Genomic DNA, 17,189 nt, shown 5'->3' with positions numbered 1-17,189 from the left:
CACCACCTGTGACACCGAGGTACCGGCGCACGGGGGCCGACCGTCCTCGACCCGGTCGGCCGCCCGGGCCCGTGCCTCCTGGACGAGGCGCTGGTGGCCGTCCCGGACACCTCCCGGTGCGCCGCTCCCGGCTCAACACCGTCTCGGAACTGCCGTTGTCAGGACTGTCACCCGCGGCGTCGGCGCGGCGGGGTGCACGGGACGGGGGCACGGGAGCCGTGAGGGTGACCACGAACGTGGCCGCGCTCACCGCTGCGCGGGTGCTGTCGCACACCAACGACTCCCTCACGACGGCCGTCCGTCGGCTCGCCACGGGGCAGCGGGTCACCAGCGCCGCCGACGACGCGGCCGGCCTGAGCATCTCCGAGGGGTTGCGGGCCGAGTCCCGCGGCATGAGGCAGGCGGTCCGCAACGCCCAGGACGGCATCAACGTGGTGCGGACCGCGGAGGGCGCCCTCGGCGAGGTCTCCGCCCTGCTGCAGCGCATGCGGGCGCTGGCGGTGCAGGCGGCCAACACCGGTGCCATGGGCGAGGAGGCGACCCGGGCCGTCGGTGCGGAGTTCGACCAGCTCAAGGAGGAGGTCGACCGCATCGCGCGCACCACGACGTCCAACGGGGCGGTCCTCCTCGACGGCAGCTACGACCGGCTCCTGCAGGTCGGTCCCGCTGCGGGCGACACCATGCGGATCGCCTTCGGGTCCCTCGGCGAGGGGATGGGCGCCACCGACCTGGGGCTGTCCACGGTCCACGTCACCCGGTACCGGGACGCGGCGACCCTCGAGGAGGGGGTCGGCTGGGTGGGCGTCCGGTCCTCGCAGGTCCCGGCGGCCTCCGACGAGGAGGGCGGGCCGGCGGCCGGCACGCTCACGCTGGTCGGCGAGTACGCCACGGGCGGGTATGCGGCCGACTTCCGCGCGCTCGTGGGCTGGGTGCGCTACGGCGGGCAGTCCCTCGACCTCTCCGCGGTCGACTACACCGGTGCCGAGACGGCGCAGGAACACCTCGACGTGCTCAACGCGGCGGCGCAGGCGGCGCTCGGCCCGACGTTCGCGTTCACCGCCACGCCGACCGGGCTGAGGACCACCGGGGCAGCGCCCGGCCCCGGCTCGACCGCCGAGGACGCGGCCACCCTCAGCCCCCGGTACCTCGTGAGGGGCGGGATGGACGAGGTCGTCCGGACCGTCGTCGAGGCCATCGGGCGCGTGTCCGAGGTGCGGGGCGAGCTCGGCGCCTACGAGAACCGGCTGGAGCACACGATCCGACGGCTGGGCGTGGCGATCGACGACACGACGGCCGCCGAGTCGCGCATCCGTGATGCGGACGTGGCTGCGGAGATGAGCTCGCTGAGCCGCGACCGGATCCTCGCCCAGGCCGGGACGGCGGTGCTGGCGCAGGCCACCAGGACCGCGGAGCACGTCCTCCGGCTCCTGGGCTGACCCCGCGGCGGCGTGGGCCTCCGGCCGTCCACTCCGGCAGTGGGGCGGTGGGCACGGCCCGGCTGACCGGGCGTGCCCCGAGCGGTCGATCAGACGTCGACTGTCGCCTCGGCCTCGATGAGCTCGACGCGGTCGCCGATCCCGACCGGTCCCGGCTCCTCGACGGTGGCGTACACGCCGAAGACGACCGCCCCGTTGTCGGGCAGGTGGGCGACCGGCGTGGTGAGGTCGGTGGCCAGCTCGCCGCGGTGGCGCGCGATGGCCTTGAGGGTGCTGAAGTCCACCACCCCGCTGTCGGGGTCCTCGTTGGTGACCACGCAGCGGGGGACCGGGCCGACCACCTGGACCGTGGCGCCGCCCAGCCGGACGCGCCGGCCCACCCAGGTGTCCTCCTCGTGCACCCCGCACCCGTCCACCTCGACCAGCATCCGGAAGCGCCTGTGGTCCAGCCGCTCGCCACCGGGCGTGACGCTGCGCAGGTGCTCGATGGTGGCCGAGGAGATCAGCGTCACCGGGTGCACGTCGACCGCGTCGCCGGGGGTGTCGGCGGCCACCAGGTGGACCGGCTCGCCGACGAACTCGGTGAGGGCAGCCGACCACGGACCTCCCACCAGACGACCGGCCACGGCGCGCCCGTAGAAGTCGGTGACGACCGGTTCGCCCGGCTCGGGGAGCACCCCCTGCACCGGGTCGCGACCGGGGACCTGCAGGGACAGGTGTCGCCGCTGACCGTCGTACTCCGCGGTGACCCGGACCAACGGCCCGTGCTGCTTGCCGTTGAACAGTCGGCGGCGGGCGTCGACGAGGTGGAACCGCCGGTTGTCCTCGACGCCGTTCCGGGTGAGCGCCAGGCTCGTCGGGTGGTGGAGGGCGGTGCCCTTGACGGGGGTCGTCGACAAGCGCGAGACGACGGGCATGGGTCTCCCATCCGTTCAGCCGTAGGAGGGTCGAGCGTAGGAGCAGGGGGCCGCGCCCCCCGTCGCCCCCGTCGTCCAGGCAGCACACCCAGCCCTGCTCGCCGCGACTGCGCCGGTCGTTCCGGCGCCGGTAGACAGCAGCCCGGAGGCCTGGTCGAGACCGTCGGCCGCGGTGGCGGTGGTCGACCGCCCGGCGCCGAGCTCACGAGAACGCGGAGCCGCTGGTCAGGTGTCCGGATGGCCGACCTGGGGCCGCCTCTCGTGGCGCGTGCGGAAGGGGGCTGCGGCAGGCATCAGCGCGGGGCCACCCGGAAGACCGGCCAGCCGATCTCGGTCCGCCAGGCGGACGGGTCCGCCGTGTCGCGCGGGCCGACGAGGTAGGTCTCCCGCACCGGTCCGGCCACCGCCAGCGCGTTGGCCACGACCCAGGCGCCCAGCTCGCCGTAGGTGACGTCGATGTCGTCGTGCTCGCCGACGTGGGTCACGACGGCCAGCTCGACGGCCGGCAGGACCACGGGGTGGACCCGGCCGCTGCGGGGTGGCTCGGCCGTCGGTCGGTACACGAGCAGGTGCCCGTGGCCGGTCTCGAACAGCGCGTTGTCGTAGAGCCCTCCGGGCGGGCCGGTCGGTTCCTCGACGACCGCGTCCAACTCCGCCACGGCCCCCGCGTACCACGCGAGGACGTCGTCGTGCGCGACGTCGTCCTCGACCGCAGCCACCGGCGTCGCCGGGACCGCGCGCAGCTCGACCTCCAGCGGAGCCGGTTCCGGTCGCAGCAGCCGGCGCAGCGACACCACCGCGGCACGGGTGCGGTCCAGCTCCGCCTCGAGCCGCTGCAGGTGGTCGGCCACGAGCGCGGCACGGGCGCGCGGATCGGGGGAGCGCAGGATGCGCTGCACGTCGGGCAGCGGCACGTCGAGTTCGCGCAGGCGGTGGATGACCTGCGCGGTCGGGATCTGGTCGGCGCCGTAGTACCGGTAGCCGGTGGCGTCGTCCACGGTCGCCGGCTCGAGCAGGCCCGCGTCGTGGTAGCGGCGCAGCGTCCGCACGCTCAGGTGGGTCAGCCGGGAGAACTCGCCGATGGCCAGCACCCGTCCACGGTGCACCCTCCCCCCGGGGGAGGGTCCAGCGCTTGACCCTCCCGCGCCCGGAGGCCGCACCGTCGGGGCATGACCACGCCGACCAGCACCCGACCCCACCAACTGCCCGCCGTGATCCGTGGGTACCTCGCCGCCCACGTGGCCCGCGACGCCGACGCCGCGCTCCGCGCCTTCACGCCGACCGCGGTGGTCGTCGACGACGGCACGGCCCACCGCGGGACCGAGGAGGTCCACGGCTTCCTGTCCCGGGCCGGGGTCGAGTTCAGCTACACGACCACGCTCGTCGCGGCCGAGCGCATCGACGACGCGCACTGGGTGGCCGTCAACCGCCTGGAGGGCGACTTCCCCGGTGGCGTCGTCGACCTCCGCTACCGGTTCGCGTTGGACGGCGATCTCATCGCCGAGCTGGTCATCGCGCCGTGACGACCGGTCCCCGGCAGTCACGTCTCGGCGCTCGGCAGGCTGTGCCAGGTGTCGTAGGCGACGGCGGCTGCACCCTCGACGTCCCCGGCGGCGCAGAGCCGGATGAGCTCGTCGTGCCGGGTGATCGATGCCCGGCCGCAGCGGGAGCCGAACCGCAACCGCTCCGCGCGGCGCACCGTGGGCGTGAACTGCTCGAGCACCGTCTCGAGGGCGCGGTTGCCCGCGATGCGCACACGAGGACGCCGTGCAGCTCGTCGTCGGCGCGGAGCGCCGACTCGACGTCGCCGGACCCGACGGCGGTGGCGAACCGCCGGTTGGCCTCGCGCAGGGCGGCGACGTCGGTCTCCGTGGGGACGGGGACTGCTCCGCGTACCGCCACCTCGTGCATCGCCGCGACGACGTCGCGGGCGTCCCTGACCTCACGGACGTCGAGGGGGCTGACGGGGGCGCGCACGCGGTGTGCGACGACCCGGGCGACGCGGGGTCGCCCACCGACCGAGAGGGAGAAGCGATGACCAGCACCACGCTCGAGACCCCCACCGGCGCCGAGCCCACGGTGGTGCTCGTGCACGGGGCCTTCGCCGACGCATCGAGCTGGAACGGCGTGATCGCCCAGCTCCGGCGGGACGGCCATCCGGTGATCGGGGTGGCCAACCCGCTCCGCGGCCTGCACGGCGACGCCGAGTTCCTGCGCGACGTCCTGGACGGCGTGGACGGGCCGATCGTCCTCGCCGGCCACTCCTACGGCGGCAGCGTGATGAGCGAGGCCGCCGACGGGCACCCGCGGGTGCGGGCGCTGGTGTACGTCGCCAGCTTCCTGCTCGACGAGGGGGAGAGCACCGGCGAGCTGGCCGGGAGGTACCCCGGCAACGAGCTCGGGTCGGCCCTGCGCCCGGTGCCCGTCCACGGTCCCGACGGCCAGACCGTCGATGACCTCTACATCGCGCAGGAGCAGTTCCGGTCGGTCTTCGCCGCGGACGTGCCCGCGGACGTCGCCGAGCTGATGGCCGTCACGCAGCGGCCGATCATCGGCGACGCGCTGGCGGACGAGGCGACGAAGGCGGCCTGGAAGAGCATCCCGTCCTGGACGCTCGTCACGCTCCGCGACCTGGCCGTCCCGGCGGCGGCCCAGCGCTTCATGGCCGAGCGCGCGCACTCGCACACCGTCGAGGTCGACGCATCCCACGCCGTGACCGTCTCCCGGCCCGGGGCCGTCGCGCGGCTGATCGACGAGGCCGCGCGCGCAACGGCCGCCTGACGGCACGGCAACCGTCGTCGAGCCCGCTCCGCCGTCCGAGTCGACACGGCAGAGCGGGCCCGGTACGGATCGGGAGCTCCGGTGCAGACCTTCGACCTGATCGGCGTCCTCGTCTTCGCGGTCTCCCGGGTCACCGATCGGGGATCGGCATCTGGGGGTGGTCACGCGCTCGGCGGCGTCCGGGTGGCCGGCAGCGCCGCCGACGTGACGGCGCAGGTCATGGCCTCGGCGGCGTGGTGGATGGCCGCCACCCGCATCCCTCCCTCCCGCGCCAACCGGCGCGGACGTGGGGGCATCCCCGGTCGCCGCAGGAACGGTTTCCCGGCACTCGTGGTCACGACCGGTGACGACATCGCCGCTGGGTGCCCGCTCGGTCCACGGATGCGGCAGGAGCAGGCGTGGGCGACTTCCCTCACCTCACGCGGCGGAGGAGTCTTCTCGGTGCAACTCCTGGCCGAGCCCCGCTCGGGGACGCGGGGCTAAGCCGTTCCGGCATCTCCGCCGGTCACCATCGCCGGCAGGAGAGTCGACCGTCAGGAGGACCTCATGCCTCGAGCGCTTGCCACCCCCTCCTGTCCGCGTGTGCGATCACTCTCGTCGTGGGCTGCGGAGGCGCTGGGACACAGGGCGAGGACTCAGCGGCAGGCGCTGAGGAACCCCGGACCAGCACCGACGAGCTCACCGCGACGCTGGTCGACCCCGAGGGCACGGAGGTCGGGACCGTGAACGTGTCGGAGGCGGAGGGAGGCACCCGGGTGTCCGTACAGGTCACCGGCCTCCCACCCGGCTTCCACGGGTTCCACCTGCACGCCATCGGGGTGTGTGAGCCGGACAGCGCGAGCCCGTCGGACCCGTCGATGACGGGGGACTTCCTCTCGGCAGGAGGCCACATCGGTGCGGGGGAGTCCGACCACGGCGACCACCCGGGCGACCTCCCCGCCTTGTACGTCACCGGGTCGGGCGCCGGATCACTCACGGCCGTCACCGATGCCCTGACCCTCGCCGACCTCACCGACGACGACGGCACCGCGGCCATGGTGCACGCCCTCCGCGACAACTACGCGAACATCCCTGAGCGTTACGCGCCCGAGGGGCCGGACGAGATGACCCGGAACACCGGCGATGCGGGCGGCCGCATCGCGTGCGCCCCGGTCGGAGGCTGACGTCCCTCGGCCGACGTGTCGGCAGGCGGGTGGCCGTGGCCTCGGCGTCGTGCCTCGACCCCCGCCGGCCCGTCGGTGACCATGCTGCCGAGGCGGCAGTCGGCCGTGGTGCCCTCGTCCGCGCGGGCCTGGGGCGAGGGGATCCCAGCGGGCGCTCGGCAGGGCGTGGTCATCGCCGTACCGGCTCGCGGAGTGACGACGGCCGGCGCAGTCGGTCCTACTGCCGTATGGAGGCGGTCACCCGGTGGAACGTCGGCAGCCAGGCGTGGTCCACGTGAGCGGGGGCGAAGAACACGAGGAGAACCGGGGTGGGTCCCTCGATCAAGTACAGGTGGAGGTGCAGCACCTCGCCCGGGGTCAGTTGCAGACTCCCGTCGAAGGTGCTGGTGTCGCGGCCGACCACCTCGGTCTGGTCACCGGGCGGGGAGATCGTGCTGAAGGGCAGGGACGCCTGGATCTGCTCCCGCTGCTGCACGGGGTCTCTCGCGTTGAGCAGGGGCCTCTCCGCGATGTACAGGCCGACCGCCGACCGGGGTTCCCGCTGAGCCGCGCTGGCCGCCTCCTGCCGTGCGCCCGCCTCGCCGAGGAAGATCCCGGACCAGTCGACCGGGGCCAGCACTGCCTGACCCTCGATGCCCGGCCGGCGCCATGTCTCCCAGTCGCGCGGAACGTCCGCCGAGTACCCGCCGACCCCCAGTTGCCGCGTGACCCGGTCGGACGCGCCTTCCCACGGTCGCCAGAGCACGAGGAGCACCACGACCGCCGCCAGCACGACGGCCCCGACGACGACCCACAGGGGGCGACGGCGTCGCTGTCGCGTGGACGTCCTGGACTCTCCGGACGGCTCCGCAGAGGGGGCGGACGGCGTGTTGACCGGAGCAGTGTCGTCACCACGAGGAGTCGAGGCCTCCGGGCGGGGGGCTCTCCTCTTGGCGAACGGGTACACCTCCGCCGACGAACCCTCGTCGGCGCTCACGGCGGCCTCGTCCGCGACCGGTCGCGGCACGACGTCTGCCGCTGCGGCGGCGGCGTCGTCGAGAGCGCAGCGACGTCCGTGTGCGCGCACGGGACGCCGAGTCCTCGTTCCCGGACGAGCAGTGGCTCAGCGGTCAGCATCTCGCTGGCCGGCGGATGGGCTCCCTGCCCTGGGCGCCGCTCCATCCGTCGCGCTCGGAGTCCCCACGACAGCGGGGTCGGTGTCGCCGGCGCTGTGGGTCCCTGGGGGAGGTGCGGGTCTGCCGTCCGAGCCGGCAGGGGGGCGACGTCGTCCGATGAGCAGCCCCGTGACCAGGGCCCCGAGCACGAGCAGCGCCACCACGCCCCACATCCACCATGCGATGCCCCCGTCGCCAGGCACGGGGTTGCTGGCGGCCTCCTCCTGGGCGGCGGCGCGGTCCTGGGCGAGCGTGAGGTAGTCGCGGGCGAGGGCTGAGTCGAAGTAGGTCGTCGCCGTCTGCAGCCGCTCGGCAGCGACCGCGTACTCCTCCCGGTTGAGCTGCGCGAGCCCCTCCGCGAACGCGATGTCGAAACCGGATCGCGCAGGCGTGATGCCGGCACCGACCAGGGCGGCCTGGATGCTGGCGGCCCCGACCGCGGAGACGACGAAGGACGGGTCACAGTCGGCCAGCGCGAGCACACCCCCGGTGGCCCGGTCGATGACGGGTCCGCCGTTGAGCCCACCGGCGAGCGAGCTGGTCAGGGTCGGGCCCCCCGTCAGCCTGCTGCCGTCCAGCCGCACGGGTTCGTTGGCGGGCTGCAGGCTGCGCGTGGACGGAGCTGACTGCGACACCTCCCACTCGAGTCCGGCGACCATCGCCTCGTCGACCGGCTCCTGGGTCGGAGACAGGCCGGCGGTCGGCAGGCCTCCGGCGCCGATGCGCAGGAGCGCCACGTCGGTGGGGCCGGAGGGCTGGTTGACGAGCGTGGCCGGCACGGGGTCCTGCGAGTCCGCACTGAGCAGCACGACCTCATAGCGTTCGTGGGGGACGACGATGCAGTGCTCGACCCGTCGGTAGCAGTGCTGGAGGTGCTCGTCGATCGCGGGATCCGTCGCGTGTGTGGGGCCGGTCGTGTCGTTCCCGTCCACCAACTGCGCGCCGATCTGTTCCACGAAGAGTCGGTTGGCGGCCGGGACGGTCACCGTGTCCAGGTCCTCCCGGAGCAGCCGGTACAGCGTCGCGATCACGCCGTCCCCGGTGACCAGCACCCCGGTCGCCTCAGCTTGGGGCACCTCGTAGGTGCCTTGGTGGATCACCACGTCCCCGGTGGAGTGGTTGACGTGGGCGATCGTCACGTCGGTGACCACGTTGATGCGCACGAGCGCGGCGTGCGTGCCCACCAGGTCGGCGTCCACCGTCGCCGGCTCGTCGCCGGCCGGACCCGCCTGAGCCGCCGGCACCAGGGCGAGGAACGCCACGAGGACCGCTGCGGTGGAGCCGATGCGGCGGATGAGCGTTGTTGACATCGCTGACCCCCCAGGGGTCTCTGCCGGTCGGAGCGGACACCGCGTCGGTGACCGCAGGTTCTGCAGCGTGTCGGTACGACCTGCACCGAGGCCGGACGTCGTGCGACCTCGCCCGGTCGCCGAGCGGTGGGCCGTACGGCTCCGGACGGTGCCGCCATCTCAGCGGCAGTCCGTGAGCCATCGGGCGACCTCCTCCTGAGCCCGTTGGTACGCCTGCAGGGCGTCCCTCCCGCGCTGGCGCCAGGCGTCCGTCGGCTCGGCCTCCCGCAGTGCACGACCGAGGTCCTGGGCGTACCGCAGGGCATCGATCTCGGTCGCCGCGGCCTTGGGGCACGAGGCCGCGGGGGTGTCCGCCGGTGCCTCGACACCACTGCAGGCCAGGAGCGCACTGTTCGCTCCTTGGACGTACGCGTCGAAGACCTCAGCTGACTCGGCACCCTGCTCGAGCGTCTGCACTCCACTCGTCCCGTCGGAGGCCGTTCCACCCACTTCGGCGAGATGGCGTTCGAAGGCGCTCTGGATCTCCGTCTCGTAGAAGTCCGTGAGCAGCCTCGCGGACTCCAGCGCCGGTTCGCACTGCCGGAAGACGTCGCTCGGCAGCGGATGGAACTGCGGCGCAGCCGGCGCCGTGGTCGCGGCGGCCTCTGCCTCGGTGGTCAGCGACACCACGTCCAGCGACCCGGTCTGGACGAGCCCGTAGAAGCCCGCCATCTCCTCTCCGTACTCCGCCATCTCCTGGTACCGGCGCTCGTAGGAGTTCGCCACGCGCCCCTCGCTGTCGGCGAGGGAGTACCACGTCCCGGGGCACACGGCGGTCGGGTCGCGTCGGATCTCCGCGTCCTCGGCCTGGCCCTCCAACGTCCCCGAGGGACTGATGCACGTGGCCATGCTGGCCAGCTCGACCTCCATGAGAGGGGCCGCTTTCGCCGGGTCGTACAGCCGCATGCTCAGCACCTGCACGGTGTTGACGACGTGGGAGCCCCAGACGAGTCGATGGAGGGTGCTCAAGTCCTCGATCGGCCACTCGACCACGGTGTAGCGGTGGGGATAGGGACGGGGCGACCTCACCTGCTCGGGTGGCACCAGCTGGGGGGCCTCGGCCGAACCCCTCGGCATGGTGAGTTCCTCGTAGTACGCGTCTCGACGACCGATGTCCACTTCGACGGTGCTGTCAGGCTCCGTGGTGGCACCAGCGCCGGCGTCGTCCTGCCAACCGCCGCGCTGGACTGCTTCCTCGGCCTCCTTGTAGTCCCGGTACTCCTCGTTGCTCATGAGAGCCTGGGGGACCATCTCCGGCCCGTGACTCGGGACCCGCTCGAGGACGAGTCGCGATCCCTGGGCAACGGCCAGCCATGCCGACAGTTGCAGCTCCTCCAGGCCGGGGGACCCGCTCGGGTCCTCGTGGTCCGGGACGTGGACCAGCAGGTTGTGCTGGAACGCCTCCTCGGGCTCGAGCCATGAGCCGTCCCCGACGATGTGCCCCAGCTGGAGCGCTTGGGCCGCGCTCGGCCGGCTGGTGCGGGAGATGGGGTAGTCGTCCTCGGCCCTCGGGTCTCCGGCGCTGAACTGGCCGTACTGGTAGATGTGCGGCTGGTCGCACTCCGGGTCGGTCACTGGCGCGAGTTCCTCGAGGAAGCAGGCCACCTGCTGCCGTTCCCGGTCGACCTCGTTGATGCCGTCCATCTGGTCACGCAGGCCATGGGTGACCGTCGTGACCTGGTAGAGGGAGGCAACGATCTGGACCTTGGTGGAACTGACGTTCTTCACGGTGATCGTGCCCTCGAACATGTGCGGGTCCGACGTCTCGTCGGCGTTCTCCCCCGCCGCTCCCGGGGCCGGCCGCAGCTCGGTCGTGACGGTCAGGGCCGCCGCGGTGGTGCCCGGCTGGTACTGCTGCGTGTACCACCAGTTGACTCCACTGAAGAGCACGGTCACGGAGAGCCCGCCGGCGAACAACCGTCCGCCGATCGCCGTCCAGGTCACCTGTTCGGCGGCGTGGTCCTTGGTGCTCCGCCAGCCGAGCACGGCCGCCACCGCCGAGGCCACCACGATGGCGGCCCACGGCACCCACGCCGGCAACGGGGGCAGGCGACCGCGGGACAGGTCAGGTGCCCGGTACTGCATCAGGAGCAGGTAGCCGCCCACGAACACCCCGGCGACGCCTGCGGCCACAGCCGCGACTCGACCGCGCTTCCACCGCCAGGTGTCCCGGGCGAGCACGGCGCTACCCGCGAGCAGCACCAGCCCGGCCGTCGCGAACGCGAGCCCGATCAGCTTGTACTGCAAGTTGGCGGCGGCCAGGACGTCCAGCAGGCCCACCCAGGTGGCGAACACGCCGATCGCACCGAAGAGGGCGGCGGCCACCCAAGCCACGTCCGGCTTCAGAGGACGGGTCAACGCCATGGACCGTCACCGCTCGGCATCATCGGATGAGCCACCCGGGTCCTGCGTGCACCCGGGTCCTGTGTGCACAGCCCCATCAGACTGGGTCGGCGCCGTCACGCCGCCGTCACCGTCCCGTCACCGTGACCCCTGCACCCGTCCGGGAAGCATGCGGGCTGATCGGTCTGACGATTCCGCGGCGGCGGCCTCGGGGGCGCCTCGAGGGAGTCCCAGGGCCGAGGGTCGTGACTCACGACCCCGGCACTCCCACATCCCACGTCCCGCCCAGCCGTCAGGCGGCTGCCTCCTGGGTGGTGGAGTCGGTGTGCCAGGGGTGGCTCCGTCGTAGCCGGTGCGAGGCAGGCAGCCGTGCAGGATGCCGACGAGTCGGTCCGATCGATCGCGCAGGAACTGGTGATGAAGGGGTGTCCTGAGTCAGGTCACCGTCGAATGCGAACCACTCCGTCGGTCGAGGTTGACTTCGTCCGGTCGGGGGAGTGCACTCACGCACTGTCACGGGAAGCGATGTCACTGGTCCTTGGTCGGCGGTCGTGAGCAGGCCGTCCACCGCGCGCAGCCCCCACGTTGCGTGACTGAGTCGTGTGAAGGGTGGCCGTGGCCGACGACGACCGAAGCGCAGCCTTCCTCGTGCGTGTCTGGTTCGAGGGGGAGTCGGAACAGTTCCGGGCGCGGGTGACGGCAGTCGGTTCTGATTCGACGGAGGGCGTCCGCACCGTGGCTGTGGCCTCATCTCCCAGTCAGGTGATCGACGCGGTGAGTCACTGGCTCGAGGAGTTCCTGCGTTACGGAACCGCAACGGATTGACACCACGCCGTGCTGCTCAGAGCATCTCGGCACCGAGGTACCGCACTCCGCTCGCACGTTGCTCCGAGGGTGGCCCCAGGGGGTGTCCGCCGTGACTCTCACCTCGACTTCCCGGATCACCCTGCTCGACGGCTTCTCCCTGCAGACGGTGCGTCCCGTGTCCCGGTTGCTGGGGGAGGACCTGCCGCGCGGCATCCAGCGGCTCGTCGCCCACCTGTGCCTCTCCGCGCGTCCGCAACGGGCGGCCATTGCCGGCATCCTGTGGCCCGACGTGCCTGAAGGCCACGCCCAGGGCAGCCTGCGATCGGCCCTCTGGCGGCTGCAGAAGGTGGCTCCCGGTCTGGTGGAGACGTCCGGCGGTTCGCTGTCCCTGGCCCATGGCGTGCGCGTGGACGTCCGTGAACTGGACGACTGGGCTCGGCAGGTGCAGGACCCTCGGTCCTGCGGCGAGATGGACCTGCCCGACGTCGGCCTGTCTGGTGAACTGCTGCCGGGTTGGTACGACGACTGGGTCCTCCTCGAGCGGGAGCGGCTCCGCCAGGTGCGCATGCACGCCCTCGAGGCGGTGGCCCGACGATTGGCCGACGTCGGCCGATATGGTGACGCGCTGCAGGCCGGCTACGCCGCGATGCGCGCCGAACCCCTCCGGGAGAGCGCCCACCGCATCGTGATCCGCCTCCACCTCGCGGAGGGCAACGTCTGTGAGGCCCTGCGCGCCTACGAGCAGTTCCGGCAACTCCTCGCTGACGAGCTCGGCATCCAGCCCAGCGAGCACATGGCCCGGCTCGTGCGAGACCTCGGTGCGACGGCCCCGACGGGTGGGTGCCGGTGCGCTGGCGCCGGCTCGTTGTCGGGGCGGCGCTGACGGCCGCAGACCGCAGGAACCACCTGGACCAGCAACCACCTGGACCATGGCACGTGTCACCGGGACCGGACGGTGAGTGCCGTGCGCCGGCCGTCGCCGAGGTCATGATCCGCCGGTAGCCGTGTAGGTCTTGCCGCCGACCGAGTCGAAGACGTTCTGCGCCTGCCGGTCCACGAGCCCGGTGAACAGCTGCTGACCCGCGCCGAAGACCACCGCCCACGCGAGGATCTGGGGCGTCGTGTCGAGAGCCGTCAGCCCCGGGACGAACCCGCCCCGCATCAGCAGGAGGCCGAGGACGGCGGTCAACGCCCCAGTGGGCAGCTTGAGGACCGTGAGCGCCACCGGGACGCCGAAGGGCGTCGACGAGCCGCGCAGGTGGCGGAGGGCGACCGCCCCGGTGACGCCGGCCGCCACGAGCCCGATGACCTCGATCAACGGCACGTCCCAGGGGGTCACCGTCTCCCGCACGGCGTCGTCCACGTCGCGAGTGGTGTCATCCGGAGCGGGCAGGGGGTGCTGGCCGGTGGGGCAGACGATCACGTGCTCGCTCCCGAGCTCGACCTGGGGTTCGAAGCACAGCGCGACCATCTCCGGCCGGAGCGCTCCCAGCAGCCCCACGAGGCCGGCGATGCCGAACAGCAGGACCGTGGCTGCGGCGAGGACGGTGCGGAAGTTGCGGATCCGCTGCTGTTCGCGCTCCGAGGCCGAACTCGCCGCCCGGGCAGCGGCGATGAGGCTCTCGCGATCCCGTTGGGTCAGGGTCCCGGCGTCGTCCCTGAGCCTGCGGGTGAGGTCCTCCACCCGGCTGCGGCGGGGGTCGTCCGCCGGCAGGTGGCGCCTGACGTGCGCTTCCAGGCTCGGGAGCTGGCCGCACAGGTAGCACACAGGGGCCCGACGCAGCAGATCGGCTTCGGCGGCGTGCAGGTTGCTCGCGACCCTCCCCAAGCGGGCGCCGGTCCGCATCCGTGGCCCTCCGGCCGTGGCGGCGTTCCGGACGGCCCCGATGTGACCCCGGATGGCGTCGGCGAGGTGCTTGTCGGCGCCGTGTTCGGGTTCCCCTCGTCTGTCAGGCGGCAACTCGTCTATCCAGTTCGACAGGGTCTCGATCTCAGCGGCGCGGGCGAGGGCCTCCTCCCGCCAGGCGCGGGTCGTCAGCTCCGCACTCGAGAAGCGCGGTGCGTGATGGGCCCGTGTGACCTTGGGTGTGGCCGGGGTCGTCGGCTGATCGGCCTGGGCGGTCGCACCGGGTCGGTCGTCCTGCACGGGAGTCATCGGAGATCTCGCCTCACTCCACGACGCGGGGAGGACGTCGGGCACGGGACGTGTCGACGGCGGCTGCCAGTCGCCGTACGACCAGGCCAGCACCCACCCGGCCGAGCGGACGACCCGTCAGGTCCAGTGCCCCGGCCCGCCCTGGCGGGCCTCGTCTCCCGGCGGACCGCCTCCCTCGCCGGCACCGAGCACGACCGCGGTCTCGGGGCATGCCGACCGGGACCTCGTTCACCACTGGTAGAGGTACTGGTTCCAGTGCGGATACCACCCGGTGCCGTACGGCTGGTCGGCGTCCGAGTCCCACACGGCGACGTGCCCGCCCCAGTACACCCTCTCGTCGAGCTGGAACGCTGCCCACCAGCCCGTGTTCCGCTGCAGCGTCCGGCTGGTCCTGGTCGCCTTGGACTGGAACCAGCTCCACAGGTTGCGCGCCCGGATCGGCCGCCTGGCAGAGGTACCGCACCGAGCGTGGATGTGGGGGTTGGGAGCCGCGAGCTCCGCGAAGCCGGCACGGATGAACGCGTCGGACAGGAAGTGCGCGCAGTTGTTGGCGTAACGGTCGCCGCCCGCGCAGCTGTCCGTCCAGCGCGCTCCCACTGACTCCAGGGTGGGCGCCGCGGCGAGCTCCACCGTGTCGGTGAGGTCGTTGCCGAGGCCGGGTGCGCGTCTGAACTCCGCCGAGGGGGGCGGGACGATGTGCTCCATCCCCACGCCGAACGGCGACTGCGGGTCGGTGGAGGGCGGGTACGAGTCGCCGACGAGGAACGGCTCGATGCGGAAGGCCTGAGCCCCCGGGCGTATCCGGAGCCGGACGCGCCCGTCCCCTGCTCCTTCCTGGTGCTCGACGTCCGCCTTGCCCACGGAGTACAGCAACTGCGGCGACTGCGCCACCACCACGTTGCCCGGCAGGTTGCGGTCGTCGACGACGTACCCCTCGATCAGCAGAGCCGTGGAGTGACCTCCCGCGGCGAGTTCCAACAGCGTGGTCATGTCCGCGTCCGGTGATGCCATGACTGCTCCCTCCACGTCGCTCACCACGGCTGCATCGCGTCGTGCTGTCCCCGGTGACCTGCGCCGCGGACCCGGACCGACTGCCGGTCGGGCCCGGCTCCGCGTCCCGGTCCGGTGGGACGAGCGGCCTCGACCGGGACACTCGTGGTCGGTCGGACGGCGACGGGGTGGGTCCCGGCCAGTCGCCGGCCCTCGTCGCCAGCGGTTCAGGACACCCGGTTCCCGGGGAGTCGGAGCGTGACGGAGGAGCTGCCGACGGCGCGGAGGTGGTCGGCGATGTCGCACCGTCGACGGACGAACCGGAGGGCTCCACCGCCCACCGCCTTGACGGCGAACGGGCACCCGGGCCGGTCGACGAGGACCCTGTCCCCGGCGGCCGAGTCCGTCCTCGGCGCCCGCAGTGACCCCAGGGCTGAGCGGTGCGTCTCCTGGAACCGGTCGACGGCTCGCCGGAAGGCGCTCTGTGCGGGGTTCTCGGCGGCCAGGTCCTCGGTCCAGACGGGCGGGTCCGTGACGAGGAGCACGTCGTTCCAGCAGTCGTCCAGGACCAGAGTGCCGCCGTTGAACACCGACACGCCGACCAGTTCAGGCCCGTTCTCGCCGAGGACCTCCTGCTGGACGACGTACTCGTAGGCATAGTGCAGATAGCGCTCGGTGACCGCCCCGGTCTCGACCCCACTCCTGGCGGCGTCGGCCTCCCGGACCGCCGTGGTGAGCTGGGGCGCGAGCAGGCGGATGCCGGGGCCGGCCGGGATGCGCAGCGCGTCGGCGTGGTGGGCGACGAGCGCGGCCCGGGCGCTGGGGCTCAGCGCGTCCCAGTCCTGGAAGTTCAGCCCGATCCCGGGGGCGGTGAACACCAGCCCCTCGTCCCACAGGGCGCGCCGCGCGAAGACCCGCTGGGCGATGTCCCGGGAGAGCGCGTCGTTCGGGAACAGGCGCCGGTCGGCCTCGTACATGACGCGGGCCAGCACCGGCATGGTGACGCCGGTGGGGGGCGCGTAGGACAACGCGCGCAGCGTCATCCGCCGCAGTCGCCGGGTCGCGGTGACCACCGCCTGCTCGAACGACTCGAGGTCCCGCCGTCGTTCGGGGTCGGGGCAGTCGGTCTCCAGGACGGCGTCGACCAGTTCCACGAGGATGTCGTAGACGGCGGCCGTCCACACCGTCGACCGGGCGTGCGGCTCCTTGTCGGCCTCGTCGTACGGCGGCCCCTCGAGGGCGGACCGCAGGTAGGCCGACCCGCTGCCGCGCAGGCCGATCCCGAACTCCTCGGCGAGGCCGCTGACGAGCGTGGGCCGACGCATGTCCCCGCCGGAGTCCGCGAAGATGCGCTCGACCACGGGCGGGTGCTCCAGCGCGGAGAACAACGCCAACAGGTCGCCCAGCGACTCGTGCAGCGCCGCGGCGTCCAGTTCCGCGGAGTAGAGGAACAGCGGTCGGAAGGAGTCGAAGACGGCGTGCCCGAGCTCGTGGGCCACGATGTCGTGGGAGAGGCAGGTCCACACCGTCGCCGAGCGGATGGGGGAGCGGAAGTAGCCGAAGTTCAGCGACGGCGACATCCCGTCGTAGTAGGCGTTGGCCCCCTCGAAGGCGTGCGGCCGGATCACCAGGGGGCCGCCGTGGCGCCACTGGATCTGCCGCCCCAGCGCCTCCTCGAACGCCCGAAGGGTGTGGCCGGCGACGGCGAAGGCGTTCACCTGGTGGAACTGCGCGTTCTCCAGCAGGGGGCGCTCGCCCGGTGCCCGGTTGAACTCGTCGTAGGTCAACGTCAGGCCGGGGTCGGACCAGTCACCGGAGTCGAAGACGGGGTTGTCGAACTGGTCGGTGTCGCGGACCACGAACTTGCTGGACCCGCTGCCGAGCAGGTGGTCGGTGTCGAGCGGGAACGGCCAGTCCTCGTGCAGGCACTCGCCGTCGGCCCCCCGGATGGACGGGTCCTGCAACAGCATGGCCATCGGCTTGGTCGCCTTGTGCTCGATCATCTCGATCCCATCCTCGGTCGGACGTGGGCTGTGGGTGGGCTGACGCTCGGCACAGAGGGTCCGCGGCGGTGCGTCACCGGGTCGTCATCGC

At 72.6% G+C, this 17,189-nt stretch carries 16 protein-coding genes; 7 read left to right on the top strand and 9 right to left on the bottom strand.

Going from position 1 to position 17,189, the window contains the following annotated elements:
- Window positions 1–224 precede the first annotated feature (224 nt).
- The gene (locus ACI79I_RS10915; protein ID WP_456992354.1) at window positions 225–1,436 is read left to right on the top strand and encodes a flagellin N-terminal helical domain-containing protein; all 1,212 of its coding nucleotides are present in this window, start codon (window positions 225–227) and stop codon (window positions 1,434–1,436) included.
- Between the two features lie 89 nt (window positions 1,437–1,525).
- On the opposite strand, the gene ACI79I_RS10910 is transcribed toward ACI79I_RS10915, so the two are convergent.
- Both ACI79I_RS10910 and ACI79I_RS10905 read right to left on the bottom strand, forming a co-directional pair.
- Window positions 1,526–2,353 carry an MOSC domain-containing protein gene (locus tag ACI79I_RS10910; protein WP_456992353.1) on the bottom strand — a complete coding sequence of 276 codons (828 nt, stop codon included), beginning with the start codon at window positions 2,351–2,353 and terminating at the stop codon, window positions 1,526–1,528.
- Window positions 2,354–2,646: 293 nt separating this feature from the next.
- Window positions 2,647–3,444 (bottom strand): MerR family transcriptional regulator, encoded by a 798-nt coding sequence (locus ACI79I_RS10905; RefSeq protein ID WP_456992352.1) that lies wholly within the window; start codon window positions 3,442–3,444, stop codon window positions 2,647–2,649.
- 78 nt (window positions 3,445–3,522) lie between these two features.
- Between ACI79I_RS10905 and ACI79I_RS10900 the strand changes: the two genes are divergently transcribed.
- Window positions 3,523–3,876 carry a nuclear transport factor 2 family protein gene (locus ACI79I_RS10900; RefSeq protein WP_456992351.1) on the top strand — a complete coding sequence of 118 codons (354 nt, stop codon included), beginning with the start codon at window positions 3,523–3,525 and terminating at the stop codon, window positions 3,874–3,876.
- A gap of 17 nt (window positions 3,877–3,893) precedes the next feature.
- On the opposite strand, the gene ACI79I_RS10895 is transcribed toward ACI79I_RS10900, so the two are convergent.
- Entirely contained in the window at window positions 3,894–4,109 is a 216-nt protein-coding gene (locus tag ACI79I_RS10895; RefSeq protein ID WP_456992350.1) for an FCD domain-containing protein, read from the bottom strand.
- A gap of 278 nt (window positions 4,110–4,387) precedes the next feature.
- Between ACI79I_RS10895 and ACI79I_RS10890 the strand changes: the two genes are divergently transcribed.
- The 3 genes from ACI79I_RS10890 to ACI79I_RS10880 all read left to right on the top strand — a co-directional run bounded on the left by ACI79I_RS10890 (window position 4,388) and on the right by ACI79I_RS10880 (window position 6,297).
- The gene (locus ACI79I_RS10890; RefSeq protein ID WP_456992349.1) at window positions 4,388–5,134 is read left to right on the top strand and encodes an alpha/beta fold hydrolase; all 747 of its coding nucleotides are present in this window, start codon (window positions 4,388–4,390) and stop codon (window positions 5,132–5,134) included.
- Between the two features lie 81 nt (window positions 5,135–5,215).
- Window positions 5,216–5,617: a hypothetical protein gene (locus ACI79I_RS10885; RefSeq protein ID WP_456992408.1), complete on the top strand. Its 402-nt coding sequence runs from the start codon at window positions 5,216–5,218 to the stop codon at window positions 5,615–5,617.
- Window positions 5,533–6,297: a superoxide dismutase family protein gene (locus tag ACI79I_RS10880; RefSeq protein ID WP_456992348.1), complete on the top strand. Its 765-nt coding sequence runs from the start codon at window positions 5,533–5,535 to the stop codon at window positions 6,295–6,297. The genes ACI79I_RS10885 and ACI79I_RS10880 overlap by 85 nt, the downstream gene beginning before the upstream one ends.
- A gap of 217 nt (window positions 6,298–6,514) precedes the next feature.
- Here the strand turns inward: ACI79I_RS10880 and ACI79I_RS10875 are convergent, their stop codons facing one another.
- The 3 genes from ACI79I_RS10875 to ACI79I_RS10865 all read right to left on the bottom strand — a co-directional run bounded on the left by ACI79I_RS10875 (window position 6,515) and on the right by ACI79I_RS10865 (window position 11,158).
- Window positions 6,515–6,916, bottom strand: a complete 402-nt coding sequence (locus ACI79I_RS10875) for a hypothetical protein (protein WP_456992347.1) — start codon at window positions 6,914–6,916, stop codon at window positions 6,515–6,517.
- Between the two features lie 483 nt (window positions 6,917–7,399).
- Entirely contained in the window at window positions 7,400–8,761 is a 1,362-nt protein-coding gene (locus ACI79I_RS10870) for a hypothetical protein (protein ID WP_456992346.1), read from the bottom strand.
- A 159-nt stretch (window positions 8,762–8,920) separates the two neighbouring features.
- On the bottom strand, window positions 8,921–11,158 hold the full coding sequence (locus ACI79I_RS10865; protein WP_456992345.1) for a hypothetical protein: 2,238 nt from the start codon (window positions 11,156–11,158) through the stop codon (window positions 8,921–8,923).
- A 600-nt stretch (window positions 11,159–11,758) separates the two neighbouring features.
- On the opposite strand from ACI79I_RS10865, the gene ACI79I_RS10860 reads away from it, so the two are divergent.
- Window positions 11,759–11,968 (top strand): hypothetical protein, encoded by a 210-nt coding sequence (locus ACI79I_RS10860; protein ID WP_456992344.1) that lies wholly within the window; start codon window positions 11,759–11,761, stop codon window positions 11,966–11,968.
- Between the two features lie 91 nt (window positions 11,969–12,059).
- Window positions 12,060–12,833 carry an AfsR/SARP family transcriptional regulator gene (locus ACI79I_RS10855; protein ID WP_456992343.1) on the top strand — a complete coding sequence of 258 codons (774 nt, stop codon included), beginning with the start codon at window positions 12,060–12,062 and terminating at the stop codon, window positions 12,831–12,833.
- 102 nt (window positions 12,834–12,935) lie between these two features.
- Here the strand turns inward: ACI79I_RS10855 and ACI79I_RS10850 are convergent, their stop codons facing one another.
- The 3 genes from ACI79I_RS10850 to ACI79I_RS10840 all read right to left on the bottom strand — a co-directional run bounded on the left by ACI79I_RS10850 (window position 12,936) and on the right by ACI79I_RS10840 (window position 17,098).
- Window positions 12,936–13,634 carry a hypothetical protein gene (locus tag ACI79I_RS10850; protein WP_456992342.1) on the bottom strand — a complete coding sequence of 233 codons (699 nt, stop codon included), beginning with the start codon at window positions 13,632–13,634 and terminating at the stop codon, window positions 12,936–12,938.
- 699 nt (window positions 13,635–14,333) lie between these two features.
- Complete coding sequence (locus ACI79I_RS10845; RefSeq protein ID WP_456992341.1) at window positions 14,334–15,116, bottom strand: hypothetical protein; 783 nt, start codon at window positions 15,114–15,116, stop codon at window positions 14,334–14,336.
- 206 nt (window positions 15,117–15,322) lie between these two features.
- Complete coding sequence (locus ACI79I_RS10840; RefSeq protein WP_456992340.1) at window positions 15,323–17,098, bottom strand: hypothetical protein; 1,776 nt, start codon at window positions 17,096–17,098, stop codon at window positions 15,323–15,325.
- Between the last annotated feature and the right edge of the window lie 91 nt (window positions 17,099–17,189).

This window comes from Geodermatophilus sp. SYSU D01105 (assembly GCF_054050095.1).
This window is presented reverse-complemented; position numbering and strand designations above follow the sequence as displayed.